We start from the raw sequence: 21529 nt of genomic DNA on the forward strand, positions 1-21529 counted from the left end.
TTAACCTTCTTAGTTATCCTTCAAAAATATCAATCCTGATTCTTAATCATTTAAACACCCTTAAACTTCTTTCTATCCATTCGTTATATACCTGATTTTTTATGGCATAAAAAAAGCCGCCCTATTGAGCAGCTTAGATAGATTTGCAGTCACTTTTACAATTAAGTAATGCCGCCCATGGCGTGTTTCAAGACCTGTTGTTTCAGCGGACCAGCCTTGTTCGCTGCTGTCAAAGCCAAATTACGCAAATATTTAAGTGGCGATAAGCTGTTCGAGAAACCAAAATAACAGGCATCCATCATACTCATCATCAGCAGATTGTCCGTGCGGCGCGTGCGCTGATAATGCGCCAGAGCGTCCGCTAAGGTCGCGCTGGTGTCAGCTAACGCCTTAGCAAGTGCATCCACATCTTTAAAACCAAGATTAACTCCTTGTCCCGCCAAAGGATTAATGGTGTGGGCAGCATCACCAATGAGTGCGACGCGTGAGCCGATATAGGTATTTGCATGCTGACGGGCTAAGGGGAACACGGCGGCGGCTTCTACCTCAAAGTCACCGGGAAGAGTAAAAAAGTGCGCTTCAATCTGTTTCTTTAACGCCGATTTATCCAGCTGTTGCAGTTGCTTAAGCTTGGTGCCTTGGTCATACCAAATAAGATTGGCATAGGGATATTGCATGGGTAGAAAGGCAATGGGGCCACTGGGTTTAAATTGTTGCCAGGTTTTCGTTTGTTGTGGGGCGTCCAGTTTTATCAGTATGCCCATACAATGTTGCTGATACTGCCAGCCGGTCACACCAATTCCTGCTAATTGACGAATACGAGAGCGGCCACCGTCGGCGGCAATAATCAGATCACAATGAAACTGCTCGTGTTCATAGATAAGAGTCGCTCCTTGAGACGTTTGCAGCAGTTGCTGAGCTTGTCCCTCGGGTGAGCATACCTTGATGTCGTATTGGTCGAACTGGGCCCACAGGGCTGCTTGTAGAAGCTTGTTCTCGACCAGGTGCCCTAAGTGGCTGGCGCCAAGTTCCTGGCAGTCGAAAAGCAGCTGCTCGGGCTTATCTTCGTACGCCTCCAATTGGGTGTACTGGGCAATACGGTTTTGACGCAAAGCCGGCATGGCCCCTAACTCGTCCAACAGCTGCTCGGAAAAGCGGTTAATAGCGGATACGCGAATATCAACCTGATCGCTTTGTAGAACCGCCTGCGGGTCTATTACCTGCTGCTCGATAACGCATACCTGCATGCCCTGCTTGGCCAGCTTGATGGCACAGGCTGCGCCCACCATACCGCCACCGACAATCAGCACCTGTTTTACACTCATTGGCCTTGTCTCTTATTCTTGTTTCGCTGGCGCAATTGTAACCCAGTTCTTTAGGCAAATGGCAGTTGTTGACATCAAGATGTCAAGCATCTTTGATTTACTGCACCCCGGCGCGGCAAATATCAAAACTATACTTGGCTCATAGCGCGATAGCATATAAAATACGCGTCCTTTAGGCTAAGCTAAGTCAATGACCACAGGTCCAGAGTATTAACTTGGCCTAGTCGTGCATAGTCAGTACCGGATTGAAAACGAGGCAATATTTCAATGAGCAAAAAGCTGCATATTAAAACCTGGGGTTGTCAGATGAATGAATATGACTCCCAGAAAATGGCGGATCTTCTAGATGATACCAATGGTTATCAACTGACCGAAGAGGCCGAAGATGCGGACGTGATTTTGCTTAACACCTGCTCTATCCGTGAAAAAGCACAAGAGAAAGTATTCCACCAGTTAGGCCGCTGGAAGCCGTTAAAAGATAAAAACCCGGACCTGGTTATCGGTGTGGGTGGCTGTGTTGCTTCACAAGAGGGCGACACCATTCGCCAACGCGCGCCTTTCGTTGATATCGTATTTGGCCCGCAAACCTTGCACCGCCTGCCGGAAATGATCCAGCAAGTACAAGCCAAAGAAGGCTCGGTCGTTGATATTACCTTCCCGGAAATCGAGAAATTTGACCGTTTACCTGAGCCGAAAGCGGAAGGCCCAAGCGCATTCGTATCAATTATGGAAGGCTGCTCTAAATACTGTACCTTCTGCGTGGTGCCTTACACCCGAGGTGAAGAAGTAAGTCGCCCTCTGGATGATGTGTTGCTTGAAGTGGCTCAGTTGGCCGAGCAAGGCGTGCGTGAAGTAAACCTGCTTGGTCAAAACGTAAATGCCTACCGTGGTGCCACCCATGACGGTGAGATTTGCTATTTCTCAGATCTACTGCGCTATGTCGCCGCCATCGATGGTATCGACCGTATTCGTTACACCACATCGCACCCGGTTGAATTTACGCAAGACATAGTCGATGCCTATGCCGATATACCAGAGCTAGTTGATCACTTACACTTGCCAGTGCAAAGCGGCTCAGATCGCATTCTTAATCTGATGAAACGCGGCCACATGGCGATGGAATACAAGTCGACTATTCGTGCCCTGCGCAAGGTGCGCCCGAATATCAGCATGAGCTCTGACTTTATTATCGGCTTCCCAGGTGAAACCACCGAAGACTTTGAAGCAACAATGAAGCTTATCAATGACATCGGCTTCGACATGAGCTTTAGCTTTATCTACAGCGCCCGTCCGGGTACGCCGGCGGCCGATTTACCGGATGACGTAAGCGAAGACGAGAAAAAGCAACGCCTTTACATTTTACAAGATCGCATCAATCAAATGGCGCAGAAGATCAGCCGTGATATGTTTGGTACCGAGCAGCGTATTTTGGTTGAAGGTCCTTCGAAGAAGAACCCGATGGAACTGCGCGGCCGTACCGAGAACAACCGTGTGGTAAACTTTGAAGGTCCACACTCGGTGATCGGTCAATTTGTCGATGTACGTATTACCGAAGCGCTGCCAAACTCACTACGTGGTGAACTTATCCGTACCGAAGCAGATATGAATCTGCGTCGTGACGTGGCCCCAAGCGATATTCTCGCCAAGGCACCAAGCGAAGAGCAAACCAATGAGATTGGCGTGGGTACCTTTACCCCTAATTAATAAAAATAATGCGCTGTGGCCAAGGCCACGGCGCCAATCAACAGGAAGCAACTTTGAGTAACCAGCTGAAGAACATCGATATTTATTTAGAACCGTCCGATAACACCCGCCTTTCTTCTTTATGCGGTCCTTTTGACGAGAACATAAAACACATCGAGCGTCGTCTGGGAGTTGAAATTGCGCACCGCGAAAACCTCTTTAAAATAACCGGCAAACCACACACTGCAAAGGCTGCAGGCGAGATCATCAAAAGCCTGTACCTTGAAACTGCGCCGGTCAAAGGCAAGCAAAAAGAAATCGAGCCCGAGCATGTGCATCTGGCCATTATTGAAGCCGATGTGCTGGAGCAAGAAGCCCCGAGCGTCTGGGGTAAAGAAGTCTTTATTAAAACCCGCCGAGGCGTGGTTAAGCCCCGTAACCCGAATCAAAGCCAATATGTGGCCAACATTCTTAATCATGACATTTGTTTTGGTATTGGTCCTGCCGGTACGGGTAAAACCTATCTGGCCGTTGCAGCTGCCGTTGATGCCCTGGAGCGCCAGGAAATCCGTCGTATTTTGCTTACCCGCCCTGCGGTAGAAGCCGGTGAAAAACTGGGCTTCTTACCGGGTGATTTAACTCAGAAAATAGACCCCTATTTGCGCCCGCTTTACGATGCCTTGTTTGAGATGCTGGGCTTTGAAAAGGTTGAGCGCTTAATTGAGAAAAATGTCATTGAGGTTGCACCACTTGCCTATATGCGTGGCCGTACCTTGAACGACGCCTTTATTATTCTCGATGAAAGCCAGAACACCACGGTGGAGCAAATGAAGATGTTCCTGACCCGTATCGGCTTTAACTCTAAGGCGGTGATCACAGGTGATATCACCCAGGTTGACTTACCTCGTGGCGCCCGCTCAGGCCTGCGCCATGCCATTGAAGTCTTGGGTGAGGTTGATGAAATAAGCATGAACTTCTTCCAATCTCATGATGTTGTTCGCCACCCAGTAGTAGCGCGCATCGTTGAGGCCTATGAGCATCACGAAGAAACAGAGCGCGTTAAGCGACTGCAAAAAGAACAAGCCAAAAAAGAGTCTGACCAATGAGCACCACTGTCGATCTGCAAATAGCCTGTGAGTTTGATAACTTACCAAGCGAGGCTCAGTTTCAGCGCTGGGCGGCACTGGTACTGGATGAGCTGAAGCCCGACTCAGAGGTCACCATTCGCATTGCCGACGAGCAGGAAAGCCAAAGTCTGAATCACAGCTACCGTGGTAAAGACAAGCCGACCAATGTCTTATCCTTTGAATTTGACGCCCCGGCCGGAATCGAATTACCCTTGGTGGGTGATTTGATTATTTGCCCGCAAGTGGTATATGGTGAAGCCTTGGAACAACATAAGGCATTTCATGACCACTTTGCCCACATGGTGGTACACGGGTGCTTGCATTTACTTGGCTATGACCATATAAATGAGGCCGATGCCGAGATTATGGAAGCGTTGGAAAAACGTTTGCTGGCCAGCATCAATATTAGCGACCCATACAGGGATGATGAGTGTTAATCCCAATAGTGAGCTAGGTCTCATTATCGGAATTAATTCAACTTGGAGCGCATAAAGCTAATGAGCGACGAAAACTCGCATAGTAGAGAGGGTTCTTCTGGAAAATCCTGGTTAGATCGTATCAGCCAGATGTTTCAAGGAGAGCCCCAAAATAAGGAACAGCTGGCAGAAGTGATCTCAGATGCCCAGGAGCGCGATCTGATCGATCCTGAAACCAAGGAAATGATTGAAGGTGTTTTGGGTGTCTCTGAACTCAAAGTACGAGATATCATGATCCCCCGCTCGCAAATGATCACCCTGGATGTCGATAAACCCTTGTTCGACCAATTACCGCAGATGATCGAGTCGTCACACTCGCGTTTTCCTGTGGTCTGTGAGGACAAAGATCATATTGAAGGGATCTTGCTGGCGAAGGATTTACTTCCTCTGCTGATGGATAAGGAAGCCGATCTTCCTACCTTACGCGAAGTATTACGCCCGATTGTGATTGTTCCCGAAAGCAAGCGTGTTGACACCCTGCTTAACGAGTTCCGTCAGCAACGCTACCATATGGCCATAGTCATTGATGAATATGGTGGTGTATCCGGCCTGGTAACCATTGAAGACATTTTGGAAATTATCGTCGGCGAAATCGAAGATGAGCACGATGATGAGGAAGAAAATCTGCAAATTAAGCAAATTTCCAAGCATGTTTTTTCAGTGCAAGCCCTCACTCCTATCGATGAATTTAACGATAAATTCAACACAGATTTCAATACCAACGAAGCCGATACCATAGGTGGTATTGTTCTTCATGCCTTTGGCCATATGCCTGGGCGCGGTGAAATCATCGACATCCCTCCCTTGCAGTTTAAGGTAACAAGCTCCGACAGCCGTCGTATTTTGCAACTGCAAGTGACTTTGCCAAAATCGAATGATGGCGAAGACTCTGACGCGGCTTAAGGGCGCACTAAGGGATAGTAAAACCTGGCTGGCCTTCGTGGCCGGCCTTGTTTTAACCCTGGCCTATGCCCCATTTTCAATTTGGCCCATCGCCTTTCTCAGCATCGCAGTGCTGAGCTGGTGCAGCTATCAACAAACGCCCAAAAAAGCAGCCTGGTACGGTTTTGCCTTTGGCCTTGGCTGGTTTGGCGCCGGAGTTAGCTGGGTTCATGTTTCCATTGCCGAGTTCGGCGGCTTACCCATTATCGCCTCCTTGGCGGTCATGGCCCTATTGGTGTGCTATCTGGCCCTGTTTCCGGCGATAGCGCTGGCGATTACCGGCTGGTGTTACCGTCGCAGCGGCAGCTGGTTTGCCCCTCTAATTCTTAGTTTCGCGTTCGCTGAGTGGCTACGCGGCACACTGTTAACTGGTTTTCCCTGGCTCTCCCTGGGTTATACGCAAACCGACTCACCGCTTAATATTCTTGCCCCCCTGGTCGGTGAGTTTGGTCTCGCCTGTGTCGTATTGGCACTGGGTTACAGCCTGTTTCGCTTAGTCTTGAACCGTGCCTGGCAACCCCTGGTTGGTACTTGTGCCCTGGTGGCTATAATAGCGCTTAGTGCATACTTTGCCCCGGCTAATCAGTATGCCAACAAGCATCTTTCGGTGGCTCTGGTGCAGGGCAATATCAAACAAAGCATGCGCTGGGAGCCGGAAAACTTCTGGCCAACCATGCTCAAATACCAGGATATGACCCGCACTCACTGGCAGGCGGATCTGGTGGTCTGGCCCGAGGCGGCCGTGCCCGAACTGGAGTCCCTGGCCGGCGACTTCCTGCGCTCTTTGGATAAGGCCGCGGTCTTTAACGACAGCGCCCTTATCACCGGCATAGTGGATTACCAGTATGACACCCGCAAGGCCTACAACACGCTTGTGGTTATGGGTAAACAAGAGGCCGACAGCAGTGAGGGTCAATATACTTACCTGCATAGAAATCGCTATCGCAAGCACCAGCTTTTGCCCATAGGCGAGTTCGTGCCTTTTGAGGATCTCCTGCGCCCCATAGCGCCGCTGTTCGACTTGCCCATGTCGAGCTTTAGCCGTGGAGAGCGAGTGCAGAATAACCTGCTCGCCAACGGCTATCATATTTTGCCGGCAATCTGCTATGAAATCGTCTTTCCCGATTTGGTGCGCGCCAACTATCGCAGTGACTCGGATATTCTCTTTACCGTCAGCAACGACGCCTGGTTTGGCGACTCCCACGGCCCCCATCAGCATATGCAAATATCACGTATGCGGGCGCTGGAGCTAATGCGTCCCCTGGTTCGCGTTACCAACACAGGGGTCACTGGGGTGTATGATCCGCTGTCACAAAAGCAGGTGAGCCTGCCTCAGTTTGTTGATGATGTATTACTTACCGATGTACAGCTTATCGACGGCGACAGCTTCTACGCCCGCCAAGGTACATGGCCGGTGTGGCTGCTGTTGATTGGCTTTGCCCTGGTTAGTATGGGCATTACTTACCGAAGTAAAAAAGGCGCTTAATAGCGCCTTTTCACTTTCCTATTTCAGTATCACTTATCCAGGTAATCAAACACCAGATTAGTGAGGGCCTTCACGCCTAGCGGCAGCCCCTGCTCATCAATATAGAAGTGTGGCGAATGGTTGCTTGGCGCCGTTTTTGCGTTTTGCTCGGCTGGAGTGATCCCTAAGAAAAAGAACATTCCCGGCGTTTCTAGGGCGTAGTAGGAAAAGTCCTCGGCACCTGTGATCAGGTCGGTAATAATGACATTATCCTTACCCGCCGCTTGCTCCAGGGTAGGCATCATCTTCGCCGTGAGTTCGGGGTTATTCACAGTCACCGGATAGCCATGGTCTATATGCACCTCGGCCTTGGCACCTGCGGCTTGTGCAGTCAATTCGGCAGTATGTTGTAAGCGTTTTTTAATGTCGGCACGCATATCCTGATCAAAGGTGCGAATGGTGCCGACCATTTCCACCTCATCGGGAATAATGTTATTGCGCACACCACCTTTAATGGCACCGTAGGAAATAACCGAAGGTGCCTTGGTCACATCTACCTGACGTGACGCTATGGTTTGAGTGGCCATAATAATCTGACTGGAGGCCACGATTGGATCTATGCCATTCCACGGCCTCGAACCATGGGTTTGACGGCCACTGACCTTGATACTAAAGGCATCCGAGCTGGCCATCAGCGGCCCAGAGCGCAACCCTATCTGGCCGCTGTTAAGGGATGAGGTTACATGCAGGCCGAATACCGCCTCGGGCTTTTGCGCAAACAAACCTTCTTTGAGCATTAACTCGGCGCCACCCTCCTCGCCTTGAGGCGCCCCTTCTTCGGCGGGTTGAAAGATCAAGAGTACATCGCCGGCAAGTTCATCCTTTAAGGCCACCAGCGACTGTGCCACCGCCATTAAGATGGCGACGTGAGCGTCATGGCCACAGGCATGCATTACACCTACGTCTTCACCACGGTAAGTGGCTGTTTGCTTTGAGGCAAAAGGCAAGTCCACCTGCTCGGTCACTGGCAGCGCATCCATATCGGCGCGCAGCGCTATCAAGGGACCACTTTTACCACCCTTAATTTTTGCCACTACCCCGGTATGGGCGACGCCCGTTTGTACCTCTAGGCCTAAACTTTCGAGATGTTCGGCGACATATTTGGCGGTTGCAAATTCGCTGTTACTGAGCTCCGGGTATTGATGCAAGTGACGGCGCCACTCGATCAGCTTGTCTCCTACCTCGGCATTGACGGTATCGATTTGCGCCGCTAATGAAGCGGCATAGGTGTGCATACTTAGGCCAGTGACGGCACTAAAGAGCAGAGCCTGACATAAAGGTTTACCTAGTTTCATTGTTTCATCCCCTGTTGATTGCTTTGGGCTGCTGGCTCTTTGAACGGCACAGCTTCATTAAAACTAGGCTATCAAGGCGGGGAACAACAGCGCAATGCGACAAAAGGCAGGTATAAAAAACCACCGCAGGGACGGTGGTTTTTTATTGATTAGTACTGATTTAACCGAGGCGCAGTAGCTCAACCTCAAAAATTAACGCACTGGCAGGCTCAATGATCCCCACGCGACGGTCGCCATAGGCGAGGTGGGCGGGGATGTACAAGGTGGCCTTATCGCCCACACGCATCTGTTGCAGCCCCAGCTGCCAGCCCTTGATCACCTGATTCAATTTAAAATCTAAAGGCTTGTCACGCTTATAGGAGCTGTCAAACTCACGGCCATCTAGCAAGGTGCCACGATAGTGCACACAAACCTTGGATGTTGGCTCTGGCTGTACTCCCTCATCGCTGCGACTCTGCCACAGGATTTGCACCCCGCTTGGCAGCTCCTCCAGCCCTTCCTGCTCTTTGTTTTTGGCAAAGAAATCGGCTTCCCTCTGCTTGTTGAGGGCCGCAACCTTACGGTTGCGCAGGTGCCCGCGTATGGTCAAGACCAGTAAGACAAGAATAATGGCCGAAAGAATAAGATTAAGCATCGTCTTCATCCTCCCCACCGACTATGGCGGCAATTTCGCGCAGTCGGGTCATGGCCAGGTCGTGAATACTGCCCTTGGTATAGGCACCATCTTTTAGCTCGCCGCACTCCTTGCCTGTAAGCAGGCTTAGCGCTTCATCGACATTGGCCACAGGGTAAATATGAAAACGTCCCTGCTCCACGGCATCAATCACGTCCTGGTTTAATACCAGATTCAAGCAGTTCGATTTAGGAATGATCACCCCCTGCTCACCACTTAAGCCGCGCATCTGACAAAGCTTGAAGAAACCTTCAATCTTCTCATTCACACCGCCTATGGCCTGCACCTCACCGCGCTGGTTAATCGAGCCGGTCATAGCGATGCCCTGGTCGATGGGCACTCGGGTAATGCTCGATACCAGGGCACACAATTCCGCCAAAGACGCGCTGTCACCATCGATATAGCCGTAGCTTTGCTCGATGGCAATATTGGCGCTCAGGGTAAGGCTGAAATCCTGGGCATACTTGCTACCCAAATAACCTGTCAACAGCATCACCCCTTTAGAGTGAATCGCCTTACCCAGCTCAGCCTCACGTTCAATATCAATAACACCATCACTGCCGGCATAGACGGAAGCACTGATGCGCGCCGGGGTACCAAATGAGGTATCGCCCACATGCAACACGGTGAGACCATTGACCATACCCACCGCCTTGTCCTCGGTGGCAATCAAAATATGACCTTCGCGGATATCGCTGAGCATATGTTCGCTCATTTGCCCGGTGCGATACTCCTTACCGGCCAGGGCCTCGTGTACATGAGTGGCGTGGATCTGCTCGCTGCGGTCCTGACGGGCGTAATAGCTGGCCTCTGCCACCAACTCCATCACATCGGCAAAACGCGCCGAGAGTTTTTGCTGATGTTCGGCCTGACGGTGGCTAAAACGCAGCAAGAGTGACATGGCATCGCAATTCACTTCGGTTTTTAAGGTCTCGCGGCAATATTCCTGCACCTTGGTAATAAACTGATACTGGTATTTGTCCGTGCCCGGCAGGTAGAAATCAAAGTCCGCCAGCACCCTAAAGTGCTCGGCAAACTCTTCATCGTATTCGTTAAGTGCGTAGTAGAGGTCGCGAGAGCCCAACAAAAGCACTTTTACATCCAGGGGAATAAGCTGGGGGCGCAGGGTAAAGCTGCTGCCCACAGAGCTATCCTGATAGGGCAAATCATTTTTGATCTGGTGGGTTTTTAAACTCAGCTTTAAGCCATCCCACACTTGGGCATTGGCCATCACCTTCTCGGCATCCATAATCAGATAGCCGCCGTTGGCACGGTGCAAGGCGCCGGGCTGAATACTGCGGTAACTGGTCACCAAAGAGCCTTGCGAGGTAGAATATTCAATCTTGCCAAAAAGATTACCAAAGGTCGGATTCGGCTCGTAAATTACCGGTGCGGCATCGTGCTCCTTGTAGGGCACCAAAAGGTTAGGAGCAAAGAATTCGGTAAGCATTTCCTTGCGGTCATACTCCTCCTCGCTCTTGTCATTGCTCTGCTCTTCATCTAGCCATTCCAGTACTGTATCCACCAGCTCCGAGCGCAGGTCTTTTAGATAGCGTAATACGCCGATATGGGTGGCGTATTTGTGCTCCAATTCACGCAGTAACGGCTTAATGGCCGCCTCTGCGGTGGCCTTTTTCAGCTTACGCAGCGCTTCGCTCGACTCACGTTTCCATTTCGGCAGCTCGATCAGGGCATCGATTAAGGCATCTTCGAGCTCAGTAATGGCGTTGATAAAGCGCTCCTGAGTGTGCTCGTCCAGGGCGCTGAATTGCTCATCGCTTAAACGTTGATTGTTCACTATGGGCACAAAGCCAACGTTGTTTTGATCTTCAATCAGCTCCACGCTGTGTTCATTGGCCAGCTCTTCTACATGGGCCAGCGCATCTTCGTATTTGTCTTCAAATTCGCGGTCGATGGACTTTTTCTTACGCTGATAGCCAGGGTTGTCAAAGGCAGCAGGAAAGGTATCGAGAATTTCCTCAAGCACGGCGTCAATATCGTCCACCAGAACCTGCCCTTCACCCGGGTTCATCAAGATAGCAATAGGCTCACGGTGATCCTGATAGTTGTTTACGTACAACCATTCTCTGGGGGTTTCCCTGTCCTTGGCATACTGTTGCAGCTTGTGTTGCACCAGGGTGTAACGACCCAGAGCCGGCTCGCCCATCACATAAGCATTGTAACCCGGCAAGTGCATACCCAAGGCAAAATCAAGGGCACTGTCGGCACGCTTTTGGCCGATAAAAGGCAGCTCTTCGGGGTAAGGATGAGTGAGACAAGTACGAATATGATTTTCGGAAATTTGCGGCGCAAGAGCGCAAGCACTTAAGGTGCTGACCACGCCTGATGTTTTATGTTTCATACAACACGTCTTTTGCTGGGCCCATAGCCGGGCCCTTGTTATTTTTAACGCCGCTAAAATTGGCTATGGCTGCAGCGCCTGACGATTAAAGTGAATGCCGCCGCACTCGGTGCAGGGCAGAATTTCACTGGGGTGGTAAACATCTACCTTAGAATGGCAATTTTGGCACACTAAGGTGCCCATGGCTATCCATTCTCCGCTATGATAAACCCCTTTATGTTTAAAGTCTTGGCTCAACGCCTGCCACTCCAACTGGGACTTGTCTTCGATATGGGATAACTCAAACCAGAGGCTCTCCTTAAGCTCCTGCCAGGCCAATGAGTTGTAATAGTTCTCGTGCTCGATAAGGTGGTCTATATCCCGAGCCAAATAAACGCTTATATTCTTCGTACTTATCCTTGCTTAAATCCTTTAGCGCCTGCTTAGACTCTAAAAAGGTGGCCACCATATCTTTGACTTCATGGTCGTTTACATCCTTTAGCCAATCGCTAAATTCGGATAACCATTGTCGATAATCTGCCATATTAACTCCTTGCATAATTTTTACCCCTACTAGTTAACTATAGCCTGCCTGCCCACAATTCAATAATGGCGACAAAAAAGCCTGTCCCTTGCTGTGATTAACCATAGATTTGGGGTATGCTATCGGGCAAATTTGTCATCATTTTGCAAGAAGTCTGGAAGAGTAGATGCAAGAGCAATATAACCCGCAGGAAATTGAAGCGAAAGCCCAGTCATACTGGGAAGAAAACAAGGTATTTAAAGCCACAGAAGACGACTCGAAAGAGAAGTTTTACTGTCTCTCCATGTTCCCCTACCCCAGTGGTCGACTGCACATGGGTCACGTGCGCAACTACACCATTGGTGATGTAGTTTCTCGCTTCCAGCGCCTGCAAGGTAAAAACGTAATGCAGCCTATGGGTTGGGATGCTTTTGGTCTACCTGCTGAAAACGCCGCGATTAAAAACAACACGGCGCCGGCTAACTGGACCTATCAAAATATCGATTACATGCGCAACCAGCTAAAACTGCTTGGTTTTGGTTATGACTGGGATCGTGAAATCGCGACTTGTCACCCTGGATACTACAAGTGGGAACAGTGGTTCTTCACTAAGCTTTACGAAAAAGGCTTGGTGTACAAGAAGATGTCAACAGTTAACTGGGATCCGGTAGACCAAACCGTACTTGCCAACGAGCAGGTTATCGATGGTAAAGGTTGGCGTTCAGGCGCGGTAGTTGAACAAAAAGAAATTCCGCAGTGGTTTATTAAGATCACCGACTATGCACAAGAGTTGCTGGATGACTTAGACAAGCTAGAGCACTGGCCTGAGCAGGTACGCACCATGCAGCGTAACTGGATTGGCCGCTCAGAAGGCGTAGATATCACCTTTAAACGTGCCGATGGCCAGGGTGAATTCAGCGTTTACACTACCCGTCCGGATACCTTTATGGGCGTGAGCTATGTGGCCGTGGCCGCAGCGCACCCGATTGCCCAGGAAGCAGCGGCAGCCAATGCCGAGGTAGCGGCCTTCGTTGAAGAATGTAAAAACACCAAGGTGGCCGAAGCCGATGTTGCCACCATGGAGAAAAAGGGTATTGCCACAGGTTTGTACGCCATCCACCCATTAACGGGTCAGGAAGTGCCAATCTGGATCGCCAACTTCGTATTGATGGATTACGGTTCAGGCGCAGTTATGGCCGTACCGGCACACGATCAGCGCGACTTTGAATTTGCAACGGCTTACGGCCTTGATATCAAACAGGTTATCGCAGCAAACGAAGGCGATGAGTGTGACCTTTCAAAAGCCGCCTACACGGAAAAAGGCACGCTGGTTAATTCTGGCGAGTTCGATGGCCTGGATTTTGATGGCGCCTTCAATGCCATCGCCGACAAGCTAACCGCGCTTGGCGTGGGTGAGCGCAAGGTTAACTTCCGCCTACGTGACTGGGGTGTAAGCCGTCAGCGTTACTGGGGCTCACCAATTCCTATGTTGAACACAGAAGATGGCTCTGAGCTGGCCGCGCCTGAAGACATGCTGCCGGTGCGTCTGCCAGAAGACGTAGTCATGGACGGTGTAACTTCGCCGATCAAATCAGATCCAGAGTGGGCCAAGGCTACCATTAACGGCGAAACCGTGTTCCACGAAACAGATACCTTCGATACCTTTATGGAGTCGTCTTGGTACTATGCCCGCTACTGTAGCCCGCGCTACGATGAAGGCATGTTAGAGCCGGGTGCAGCCAACTACTGGCTACCGGTAAACCAATACATTGGCGGTATCGAGCACGCGATCTTGCACCTATTATATGCGCGCTTCTTCCACAAGCTATTGCGTGACTTTGGTCTAGTTAATTCTGACGAGCCGTTCGAGCGCCTGCTGTGTCAAGGCATGGTACTTGCTGAAACCTACTTCCGTAAGGATGAAAAAGGCGGCGATATCTGGATTTCACCCACTGACGTTGAAACCGAAAAAGACGACAAGGGCCGCATCATCAAGGCATGGCACAAAGACGACGGCCAGCCGGTAGAAAGCGCCGGTATGAGCAAGATGTCGAAGTCGAAAAATAACGGTATCGACCCGCAGCATGTTATCGAGCAATACGGTGCCGATACCGTGCGCTTGTTTATGATGTTCACTGCGCCACCAGAGCAAACCCTGGAATGGTCAGACTCGGGCGTAGAAGGTGCGCACCGCTTCATTAAGCGTGTTTACAAATATGCGCTAGATGTGAAAAAAGCCGGTTTTGTAGCGTTAGATGTTGCTTCGCTCTCGAAAGAGCAAAAAGAACTGCGTCGTGAACTGCACAAGGCGATCGCCAAGATCACCGACGACCTAGAGCGCCGTCAAACCTTCAACACCGCCATTGCCGCCGTGATGGAGCTGTCTAACAAGCTGATCAAGGCACCATTAGCGGATGAAGGTGACAAAGCGGTGGCCAACGAAGCCCTAGAAGCCATGTTGATCATGCTTGCGCCTATCACCCCGCACTTGTCGCACCAGCTATGGCAAGACTTGGGCAAAGAAGGCGATGTGCTTGACGCTACTTGGCCGGTTGCCGATGAATCGGCTATGGTTGAAAGTGAAAAGCTGGTCGTGGTCCAGATCAATGGTAAGGTACGTGCGAAACTGACTCTTGCGGCGGATGCCGATCAAGAAGCGGTAGAGCAAGCTGCTTTTGCCGATGCCAATGTACAGAAATTCACCGAAGGCCTAACTGTGCGTAAAGTGATTTATATTAAAGGCAAAGTGCTTAACGTGGTGGCGAACTAAGATGTTCGCCCCATCGCGTTTGCTCAACCTTATGATCCTCGGCTGCTTAGCGCTTATGCTAAGCGGCTGCGGCTTTCATCTTAAACGAGCTTCCGATCTGCCTGCAGATCTGATGACCTTAGAAGTCACGGCGCAGGACCCTAACTCGGCCCTTTTTGCCGAGGTATTGCAGGAGCTTGAGCACAGCAATGTACTGGTAAACCAAAATCTTAGAGCTAACTCCCCGACACTCACTCTAAAAGCCGATAGTCTCGACAGACGCGTACTGTCGCTGTTTAAAAACGGTCAGGTGGCGGAATATGAGCTGATTTATTCGGTTTCCTATCGCTTAGAGCGCGCCAACGCCAAGCCAATTGAGCAATACTTTGAGCTCTATCGTAATTATCAGGATGACCCGGATAATGCCCTAGCTAAGGCCAATGAGATGACCATCTTGCTCGACGAGTTGCGCAAACAGGCCAGTCGTCGCATCGTTCGTGAGTTGGCCCAGCTCTAATGCGCGTCTACGCCAATCAACTGCCGCAACAACTACAAAAAGGGTTAGCGCCATTTTACATGGTCTTTGGCGAGGAGCCCTTTCAGGTCAGTGAATGCGTGCAGCAAATTCGCCACAGCGCCAAGCAACAAGGCTTCGATGAAGTCATTAAGCTGAGCGCCGGGGCGCAATTCGATTGGCTAGAGCTGGACGCCCATTATCAAAGTATGTCGCTCTTTAGCGCCCGCACCCTGATTGAAGTGGATATGGCGGGACAAAAGCCCGGCAAAACCGGAGCCGAGCACCTCAAAGGCTATGTGCAATCCCCTAACCCGGATTGTGTTATCGTCCTGCACGGCATGAAGGCATCACAAGAAATCCAGCGCAGCGCCTGGTTTAAGGCCCTAGATCAGCAGGGCCTCTTTATCCCCTGCTACCCCTTAAGCGGCAATCACTTGCGCCGCTGGCTCGACGGCCATTGCCGTCGCCTGCAGTTAAACCTCGAAGGCGATGCTAAACAGGTGTTGCTCGATACCACAGAAGGCAACCTGCTGGCCTGCTATCAGGAGCTGGAAAAGCTCTCCCTGCTCTATGGGCAGCGCGCCATTAATGGTCATACCCTGCTTGGAACCCTACTGAATCAAAACAAGTTCGATATTTTCGATTTGGCCAATGCCATCTTGCTGGGCGACAGCACTAAGGCCATCCAGGTATTAACCCGGTTGCAAAACGATAATACCGAGCCCACCGCCATAGCCTGGGCCCTGACCAAGGAAGCGCAGCAATTACAAAAGCTGCTGAGCTTGCAACAAAACGGGCAAGACTTTAACAGCGCCTGCAAACAGCTGGCCATTTGGAAAAACCAACAAGGTATGTACAGCCAGGCCTTGCAGCGCCTGCGCAGCGAACACTTAAGTGCGTTGCTCGACCTGCTGGCCGATTTCGATAGCGCCTACAAAAGTGGCAAACTGGGCTCTCCCTATCCCATGTTGGCCCATATCAGCGTCAGCTTTTGCCGGGCACTGCCTTTTGCCGCACCTAGCTTTGTGGAGTAAGCATGTTGTTATTTGGCGGCACCTTTGATCCGGTGCATTTTGCCCACCTGAATATGGCCGAGCAGTGCCTTGAGCACTTCGGCGGTAACACCCTGTATTTTATGCCCAATCGGGTTCCCGCACATAAACAGGCAAGCGGTATCGACAATGCCGATAAGTTGGCAATGCTGAAACTCGCCATTGCCGCCGAGCCCCGCTTTGCCATAGACGAGCGCGAATTGCACCGCAGCGGCCCCTCTTATTCCTTATTGAGCCTGCAAGAATTGCGCAGCGAACTCAACGCCAGCGGTCGGACGCAGGAACCCATTTTGTTTTTGTTGGGTATGGACTCCTTTAACGGTTTTGATTCCTGGTACCAATGGCGCGACATTCTCGAGTTATGTCATCTGGTGGTGTATCAGCGCCCGGACGAGCATCTGTCCCCCTCGCCTCAGTTGCAGGCCTATTTAAACCAGCACCAATGCAACCAAGGTTCGGCGCTGGAGTCTAAACAAGCGGGACTGGTGTACTTTTTAGCCGGGCCGCAACGGGCTGTCTCCTCAACCTTAGTGCGCGAGCGCTTGCAGCGCGGAGAGCCCTGTGAAGATTTAATACCCGCGGCGGTGAGCCAATATATACGCGATAAGCGCCTGTATATGACCGGTTAAAAGTGATAACATCACCCGCTTAAATGAATTTGATTAAACAGAGAGTGTATTTTGCAAACCAACGAACTACTTGACTTTGCATTAGACAAAATTGATGACATGAAAGCCCGCGACGTGATCACCTTAGACGTACGCGAAAGCTCAGACATTACCGACTACATGGTGGTGTGCTCTGGTAACTCCAAACGCCAGGTACAATCTATTGCTCGCCATCTAGCTAAAGAAGCCAAAGAACATAACCTCGACGTTATCGGCCAAGAAGGTCAGGACGTGGGTGAATGGGTATTGGTCGACCTTGGCGATGTAATCGTCCATGTTATGCAAGACGAAACCCGCGACTTCTACCAGTTAGAAAAACTCTGGGGTTAAGCGGTGAAGATCCAATTGGTCGCCGTGGGCACCAAGATGCCTGCTTGGGTTGAAGCGGGCTTTAGCGAATATCAGCGCCGCTTTCCCAAAGATATGGCCTTAGAGCTGGTCGAGATCCCCGCCGGTAAGCGCGGCAAGAATGCCGATATTAAACGCATCTTGCAGCAAGAAGGTGAGCGTACCTTGGCCGCCATCCCTAAGGGCAACCGCATAGTCACTCTGGAGGTGACGGGCAAGGCCATGGACACCCATCAATTGGCCAAAGCCATGGAAAAGTGGCAGCTTGATGGCCGTGATGTCAGCTTATTGATCGGCGGCCCAGAAGGCCTGGCGCCCGAGTGTATCGCCCGCTCGGAACAAAAATGGTCGCTGTCGAATCTGACCTTGCCACATCCCTTGGTTCGCATTATTGTAGCCGAAAGCCTGTACCGGGGCTGGAGCTTAAACAACAACCACCCTTATCACCGAGAATAATAAGAACCCATGCTGCGTAAACGCACTCCGATCCGCGACCATTCCGCCGAGGCCAATTTGTTTGCGCGGCGGGCCTTTACCGCCTTTGTTTTTGTCTTGATCATGGTCGCGATACTTATTTCAAACCTGTATAACTTACAGATAGTTTCGCACCAAACCTATCAAACACGCTCGAACGATAACCGCATTAATGTGATCCCCATAGCGCCCAACCGCGGCCTTATTTATGACCGTAATGGCAATCTGCTGGCGGAAAACAAGCCCGTATATAACCTGGAGGTGATCCCCGAAGAGGTGGATGATCTCGATGCCGCGCTTGATGACATTGGTAAGCTGATCAGCATCAGCGAGCAACAAAAAGAAGAATTTTTAGACGACATCCGTCATAACCGCCGCTTTAAAAGCCAGGTGCTTAAAGGCCGCCTTGATGAAAAAGAGGTAGCGCTTTTTTCCGTCAATCAACATAAATTTCCCGGCTTTAGCATAGAAGCCCGACTGGCTCGTCATTACCCCTATGGCGATACCTTAACCCATGCCCTGGGTTATGTGGCCAAGCTCAATAAAAAGGAGCTGGCACAGCTTGAGGCCGAAGATTTAGCCACCAACTACCGCGCCACCCGCGACTTTGGTAAATTGGGTTTAGAAAAATTTTATGAAACCGAATTGCACGGTGAAGTGGGCTCGCAATCGGTGGAGATCAATAACCGCGGCCGAGTGCTGCGCAGTTTGGATGAAACCGCGCCTGTACCGGGTAAAGATCTGGTACTGACCTTAGACATTGGCCTGCAACAAATCGCTCAATTGAGCATGGAAGATAAGCGCGGTACGGTAATCGCCCTGGATGCGAAAACCGGTGGCATCCTGGCCCTGTATTCCAACCCCAGCTACGACCCTAACCTCTTTGTTCACGGCATCAGCTCGGCGGACTACAAGGCCCTGTTAAATCCGGACAGACCGCTTATCAACCGCGCTACTCAGGGGCGCTACGCTCCGGCTTCTACCATCAAACCGCATATGGCGATTTTCGGCATGGAAGAAGGATTAGTGACAGAGCAAACCAAGATGTTCGACCCAGGGTTTTTCCAAATTCCCAATGTTGAGCATAAATGGCGTGACTGGCGCCGCTGGGGTCATGGCCATGTTGACGTGTACAAGGCCATCGAAGAGTCGTGCGACACCTATTTTTACGATATCGCCTATCGCGCCGGGATCACCAAGATCAGCGACTTTATGGCGCAATTTGGCTTTGGCGATCTCTCCGGTATAGATATAAAAGAAGAAACCACCGCCATTTTACCTACCAGGGAATGGAAAGAAGGACGTTTCCGCGAGCCCTGGTGGCGCGGCGATACCATCTCAGTGGGCATAGGTCAGGGTTACTGGACGGCAACGCCGATTCAAATCGCCAACTCCATTAATATCCTGGTGAATAAGGGCAGACACCATCCGCCGCATCTGGCACAAGCGCTGCGCCGCGATGAGCAAGTAGAAGTAATCAATAATGACGAAAAGCCACCGATAGTATTGAACAACCCGAGACACTGGCAAGTTGCCCTCGACGCCATGCATAACACAGTGACCAAGATCACAGGTACGGCGCATAAAGCCTTTAAAGGTGCGACCTACGACCCGGCCGGTAAAACCGGTACGGCGCAGGTGGTCAGCATTGCCCAGGGTGAACGCTACGAGGCCGATAAACTCAAAGAGCGTCATCGCGACAACGCCATTTATGTGGGTTTTGCCCCTTTTAACGACCCAAAAATTGTAGTCACCATTATCGTTGAAAACACCGGTGGCGGCGCCACGGTGGCGGCACCTATTGCCCGTCAGGTAATGGATTATTATTTCCTCGCCAACCCCATTAGCCAAGGCAAGAAGGAGCCGCAGTCATGACGCCAGTCACCAATAAGGTTTCTATTTGGCAGCGTGTGCATATCGACCTGCCGCTGTTTTTGGCACTGTTAGCTATGATGGTAGGTAGCTTAGCCATAGTGTATAGCGCCAGTGGCCAGGATACCGGCATGATGATGCGCCACAGCACCCGCATGGGCGGCGCCTTTATTGCCATGATGATCTGTGCACAAGTCTCGCCAAGCACCCTAAAACGCGTGGTGATCCCTGTGTATCTTGTAGGCACCTTAATGTTGGTCGCCGTGCTCTTTGTCGGTGTCAGCTCCAAAGGCGCGCAGCGCTGGCTCAATATAGGTATTCGCTTTCAACCCTCGGAAATCATGAAACTGGCGGTGCCCATGTGCGTCGCCTGGTATATTGGTCGCAACCATTTACCACCGAAATTAAGCAACCTCTTTATCGGTTTGGCGATAGTCATGGTGCCGACCTTGCTCATTAAGGAGCAGCCTGATTTAGGTACCTCGATTCTGATCGCCAGCTCAGGCATCTTTGTGCTGTTTTTAGCGGGCGTCAGTTGGCGCCTGATCGGCTCTTTAGCGGTATTAGTCGGCGCCGGTGCGCCGCTGTTTTGGCACTATGGCATGCACGCCTATCAAAAGCAGCGGGTACTCACCTTCCTCAATCCGGAAAGTGACCCTTTAGGCTCGGGTTATCATATTATTCAATCGAAAATCGCCATAGGCTCAGGTGGTATTGAGGGCAAGGGCTGGCTGCAAGGCACTCAGTCGCAACTGGAGTTTCTACCCGAGCGCCATACCGACTTTATCTTCTCGGTACTGAGCGAGGAGTTTGGCCTTATCGGCGTCTTATTCCTGCTCGGTGTCTACCTCTTTATTATCGCCCGCGGCCTCTATATCGCCGTGAATGCTCAGGAAGCCTTCGGTAAACTATTGGCTGGCGCTCTGACCCTGACCTTCTTTGTCTATGTCTTTGTAAATATCGGCATGGTATCTGGCTTATTGCCCGTGGTGGGTGTTCCGTTGCCGCTGATCAGTTACGGCGGCACATCTATGGTGACACTGCTCGCAGGCTTTGGCATCATAATGAGTATCGCCACGGAAAAACGGATGTTGAATAAATAATGGCCTTACGCGCGCTTTTTATCGTCTTACTTAGTTTCATTATCACCGCCTGTAGTTCACCCGGCAGCGCCCCGAGCAAGGGTCAATCCGGCCGCTATCAGATGGAGCATGATGCCGCACCGCTGCGTCACCCTTCGGACTTAGAACTACAAGACGCAGTGGTCACAGACGAAGCGAAAAGCGCCGCGGCGAATCGTCCTTACCAAGTCAGGGGCAAGCAATATGTGCCTATATTTGATGAAACCGGCTTCACCCAAAGCGGTATCGCCTCTTGGTACGGGCGCAAATTTCACGGCTATCACACCTCCAACGGCGAGGTGTACGATATGTTTGCCATGACCGCGGCCCATAAAACCTTGCCGCTACCTAGCTTTGTGCGCGTCACCAATATCGACAATGGTCAGAGCGTGGTGGTACGAGTTAACGACCGCGGTCCTTTCCATGAAGACCGTATTATCGATTTATCCTACGCTGCGGCGTATAAACTGGGTTATCACTTAAAGGGTACAGCCAAGGTTAAGCTCGAAGCCATTACCCTTGCCGACGCAAAGCCGCGCACCAAATACATACAAGTTGCTGCCGGGTCACAATTGGCGAATATTCAGGCGCTGGCACTGCAGCTAGAGCAGGATTATCACGTCCCGACCCATATAAAACAGCACAAAGATGGAATTTTTCGCCTTCGCTTAGGTCCAATAAGCGACGAGCAACAGGCTAAGACGTTATTAGAGCAATTAAAAAGTACTAGGTTTGCCCAAGCTTTCTTGCTTTATGACGACCAAGCCCTTTAAGATAACACCCTAACCGCACTTTCACCCAAAACAGATTAAACAAGC

Annotated in this window: 18 protein-coding genes and 1 pseudogene; 14 read left to right on the top strand and 5 right to left on the bottom strand. The window is 50.9% G+C overall.

Annotated elements, in window-relative coordinates; translation table 11 throughout:
• Positions 1-161: 161 nt before the first annotated feature.
• Complete coding sequence (locus tag C2M24_RS05985) at positions 162-1325, bottom strand: FAD-dependent oxidoreductase (protein ID WP_105213644.1); 1164 nt, start codon at positions 1323-1325, stop codon at positions 162-164.
• Between the two features lie 267 nt (positions 1326-1592).
• Here C2M24_RS05985 and miaB point away from each other — a divergent pair, with 267 nt between their 5' ends.
• The 5 genes from miaB to lnt are packed head-to-tail and all read left to right on the top strand — an operon-like array spanning position 1593 to position 7039.
• Positions 1593-3029: a tRNA (N6-isopentenyl adenosine(37)-C2)-methylthiotransferase MiaB gene (miaB, locus tag C2M24_RS05990; protein WP_105213645.1), complete on the top strand. Its 1437-nt coding sequence runs from the start codon at positions 1593-1595 to the stop codon at positions 3027-3029.
• A 53-nt stretch (positions 3030-3082) separates the two neighbouring features.
• Positions 3083-4114: a PhoH family protein gene (locus C2M24_RS05995; protein ID WP_105213766.1), complete on the top strand. Its 1032-nt coding sequence runs from the start codon at positions 3083-3085 to the stop codon at positions 4112-4114.
• A complete protein-coding gene (gene ybeY, locus C2M24_RS06000; RefSeq protein ID WP_105213646.1) occupies positions 4111-4572 on the top strand; it encodes an rRNA maturation RNase YbeY in 462 nt (153 codons plus the stop codon). The genes C2M24_RS05995 and ybeY overlap by 4 nt, the downstream gene beginning before the upstream one ends.
• A 60-nt stretch (positions 4573-4632) precedes the next feature.
• Positions 4633-5514, top strand: coding sequence for a CNNM family magnesium/cobalt transport protein CorC (gene corC / locus C2M24_RS06005; RefSeq protein WP_105200661.1), 882 nt, complete (start codon positions 4633-4635; stop codon positions 5512-5514).
• A complete protein-coding gene (lnt, locus tag C2M24_RS06010; protein WP_105213767.1) occupies positions 5489-7039 on the top strand; it encodes an apolipoprotein N-acyltransferase in 1551 nt (516 codons plus the stop codon). The genes corC and lnt overlap by 26 nt, the downstream gene beginning before the upstream one ends.
• A 29-nt stretch (positions 7040-7068) precedes the next feature.
• Here the strand turns inward: lnt and C2M24_RS06015 are convergent, their stop codons facing one another.
• The 4 genes and pseudogenes from C2M24_RS06015 to C2M24_RS06030 all read right to left on the bottom strand — a co-directional run bounded on the left by C2M24_RS06015 (position 7069) and on the right by C2M24_RS06030 (position 11931).
• Positions 7069-8313 carry an amidohydrolase gene (locus C2M24_RS06015; RefSeq protein ID WP_442792505.1) on the bottom strand — a complete coding sequence of 415 codons (1245 nt, stop codon included), beginning with the start codon at positions 8311-8313 and terminating at the stop codon, positions 7069-7071.
• Positions 8314-8533: 220 nt separating this feature from the next.
• Positions 8534-9007 (bottom strand): FKBP-type peptidyl-prolyl cis-trans isomerase, encoded by a 474-nt coding sequence (locus C2M24_RS06020; protein ID WP_105213648.1) that lies wholly within the window; start codon positions 9005-9007, stop codon positions 8534-8536.
• Positions 9000-11408: a Lon protease family protein gene (locus tag C2M24_RS06025; protein WP_105200664.1), complete on the bottom strand. Its 2409-nt coding sequence runs from the start codon at positions 11406-11408 to the stop codon at positions 9000-9002. Before C2M24_RS06025 ends, C2M24_RS06020 begins: the two co-directional genes overlap by 8 nt.
• Positions 11409-11471: 63 nt before the next feature.
• Positions 11472-11931, bottom strand: a pseudogene (locus C2M24_RS06030) (zinc ribbon-containing protein).
• 166 nt (positions 11932-12097) lie between these two features.
• Here C2M24_RS06030 and leuS point away from each other — a divergent pair.
• From leuS to C2M24_RS06075, 9 genes are read left to right on the top strand one after another with little or no spacing between them, the layout of a single operon-like run.
• Positions 12098-14680 carry a leucine--tRNA ligase gene (gene leuS / locus C2M24_RS06035; protein WP_105213649.1) on the top strand — a complete coding sequence of 861 codons (2583 nt, stop codon included), beginning with the start codon at positions 12098-12100 and terminating at the stop codon, positions 14678-14680.
• A 1-nt stretch (position 14681) separates the two neighbouring features.
• Complete coding sequence (locus C2M24_RS06040; RefSeq protein ID WP_105213650.1) at positions 14682-15176, top strand: LPS-assembly lipoprotein LptE; 495 nt, start codon at positions 14682-14684, stop codon at positions 15174-15176.
• Positions 15176-16210, top strand: coding sequence for a DNA polymerase III subunit delta (gene holA / locus C2M24_RS06045; RefSeq protein WP_105213651.1), 1035 nt, complete (start codon positions 15176-15178; stop codon positions 16208-16210). Before C2M24_RS06040 ends, holA begins: the two co-directional genes overlap by 1 nt.
• A gap of 2 nt (positions 16211-16212) precedes the next feature.
• A complete protein-coding gene (nadD, locus tag C2M24_RS06050; protein ID WP_105213652.1) occupies positions 16213-16857 on the top strand; it encodes a nicotinate-nucleotide adenylyltransferase in 645 nt (214 codons plus the stop codon).
• A gap of 51 nt (positions 16858-16908) precedes the next feature.
• Positions 16909-17226: a ribosome silencing factor gene (rsfS, locus tag C2M24_RS06055; protein WP_105213653.1), complete on the top strand. Its 318-nt coding sequence runs from the start codon at positions 16909-16911 to the stop codon at positions 17224-17226.
• A 3-nt stretch (positions 17227-17229) separates the two neighbouring features.
• Positions 17230-17700, top strand: coding sequence for a 23S rRNA (pseudouridine(1915)-N(3))-methyltransferase RlmH (rlmH, locus tag C2M24_RS06060; protein WP_105200671.1), 471 nt, complete (start codon positions 17230-17232; stop codon positions 17698-17700).
• Between the two features lie 9 nt (positions 17701-17709).
• Positions 17710-19593 carry a penicillin-binding protein 2 gene (mrdA, locus tag C2M24_RS06065; protein WP_105213654.1) on the top strand — a complete coding sequence of 628 codons (1884 nt, stop codon included), beginning with the start codon at positions 17710-17712 and terminating at the stop codon, positions 19591-19593.
• Positions 19590-20693 (top strand): rod shape-determining protein RodA, encoded by a 1104-nt coding sequence (rodA, locus tag C2M24_RS06070; RefSeq protein WP_105213655.1) that lies wholly within the window; start codon positions 19590-19592, stop codon positions 20691-20693. The genes mrdA and rodA overlap by 4 nt, the downstream gene beginning before the upstream one ends.
• The gene (locus tag C2M24_RS06075) at positions 20693-21484 is read left to right on the top strand and encodes a septal ring lytic transglycosylase RlpA family protein (RefSeq protein WP_105213656.1); all 792 of its coding nucleotides are present in this window, start codon (positions 20693-20695) and stop codon (positions 21482-21484) included. The genes rodA and C2M24_RS06075 overlap by 1 nt, the downstream gene beginning before the upstream one ends.
• Positions 21485-21529 lie beyond the last annotated feature (45 nt).

The sequence above is a fragment of the Pseudoalteromonas sp. T1lg22 genome, assembly GCF_002964645.1.
Lineage (GTDB): Bacteria > Pseudomonadota > Gammaproteobacteria > Enterobacterales > Alteromonadaceae > Pseudoalteromonas.

Bases quoted from the DNA above. Each gene is read 5' to 3' on its own strand.
- C2M24_RS06015 (WP_442792505.1), bottom strand. From the start codon at position 8,313: ATGCACACCTATGCCGCTTCATTAGCGGCGCAAATCGATACCGTCAAT.
- miaB (WP_105213645.1), top strand. From the start codon at position 1,593: ATGAGCAAAAAGCTGCATATTAAAACCTGGGGTTGTCAGATGAATGAA.
- C2M24_RS06075 (WP_105213656.1), top strand. From the start codon at position 20,693: ATGGCCTTACGCGCGCTTTTTATCGTCTTACTTAGTTTCATTATCACC.
- leuS (WP_105213649.1), top strand. From the start codon at position 12,098: ATGCAAGAGCAATATAACCCGCAGGAAATTGAAGCGAAAGCCCAGTCA.
- C2M24_RS06020 (WP_105213648.1), bottom strand. From the start codon at position 9,007: ATGCTTAATCTTATTCTTTCGGCCATTATTCTTGTCTTACTGGTCTTG.
- nadD (WP_105213652.1), top strand. From the start codon at position 16,213: ATGTTGTTATTTGGCGGCACCTTTGATCCGGTGCATTTTGCCCACCTG.
- rodA (WP_105213655.1), top strand. From the start codon at position 19,590: ATGACGCCAGTCACCAATAAGGTTTCTATTTGGCAGCGTGTGCATATC.
- mrdA (WP_105213654.1), top strand. From the start codon at position 17,710: ATGCTGCGTAAACGCACTCCGATCCGCGACCATTCCGCCGAGGCCAAT.
- ybeY (WP_105213646.1), top strand. From the start codon at position 4,111: ATGAGCACCACTGTCGATCTGCAAATAGCCTGTGAGTTTGATAACTTA.
- C2M24_RS05985 (WP_105213644.1), bottom strand. From the start codon at position 1,325: ATGAGTGTAAAACAGGTGCTGATTGTCGGTGGCGGTATGGTGGGCGCA.
- C2M24_RS06040 (WP_105213650.1), top strand. From the start codon at position 14,682: ATGTTCGCCCCATCGCGTTTGCTCAACCTTATGATCCTCGGCTGCTTA.
- lnt (WP_105213767.1), top strand. From the start codon at position 5,489: ATGGCGAAGACTCTGACGCGGCTTAAGGGCGCACTAAGGGATAGTAAA.
- C2M24_RS06025 (WP_105200664.1), bottom strand. From the start codon at position 11,408: ATGAAACATAAAACATCAGGCGTGGTCAGCACCTTAAGTGCTTGCGCT.
- corC (WP_105200661.1), top strand. From the start codon at position 4,633: ATGAGCGACGAAAACTCGCATAGTAGAGAGGGTTCTTCTGGAAAATCC.
- holA (WP_105213651.1), top strand. From the start codon at position 15,176: ATGCGCGTCTACGCCAATCAACTGCCGCAACAACTACAAAAAGGGTTA.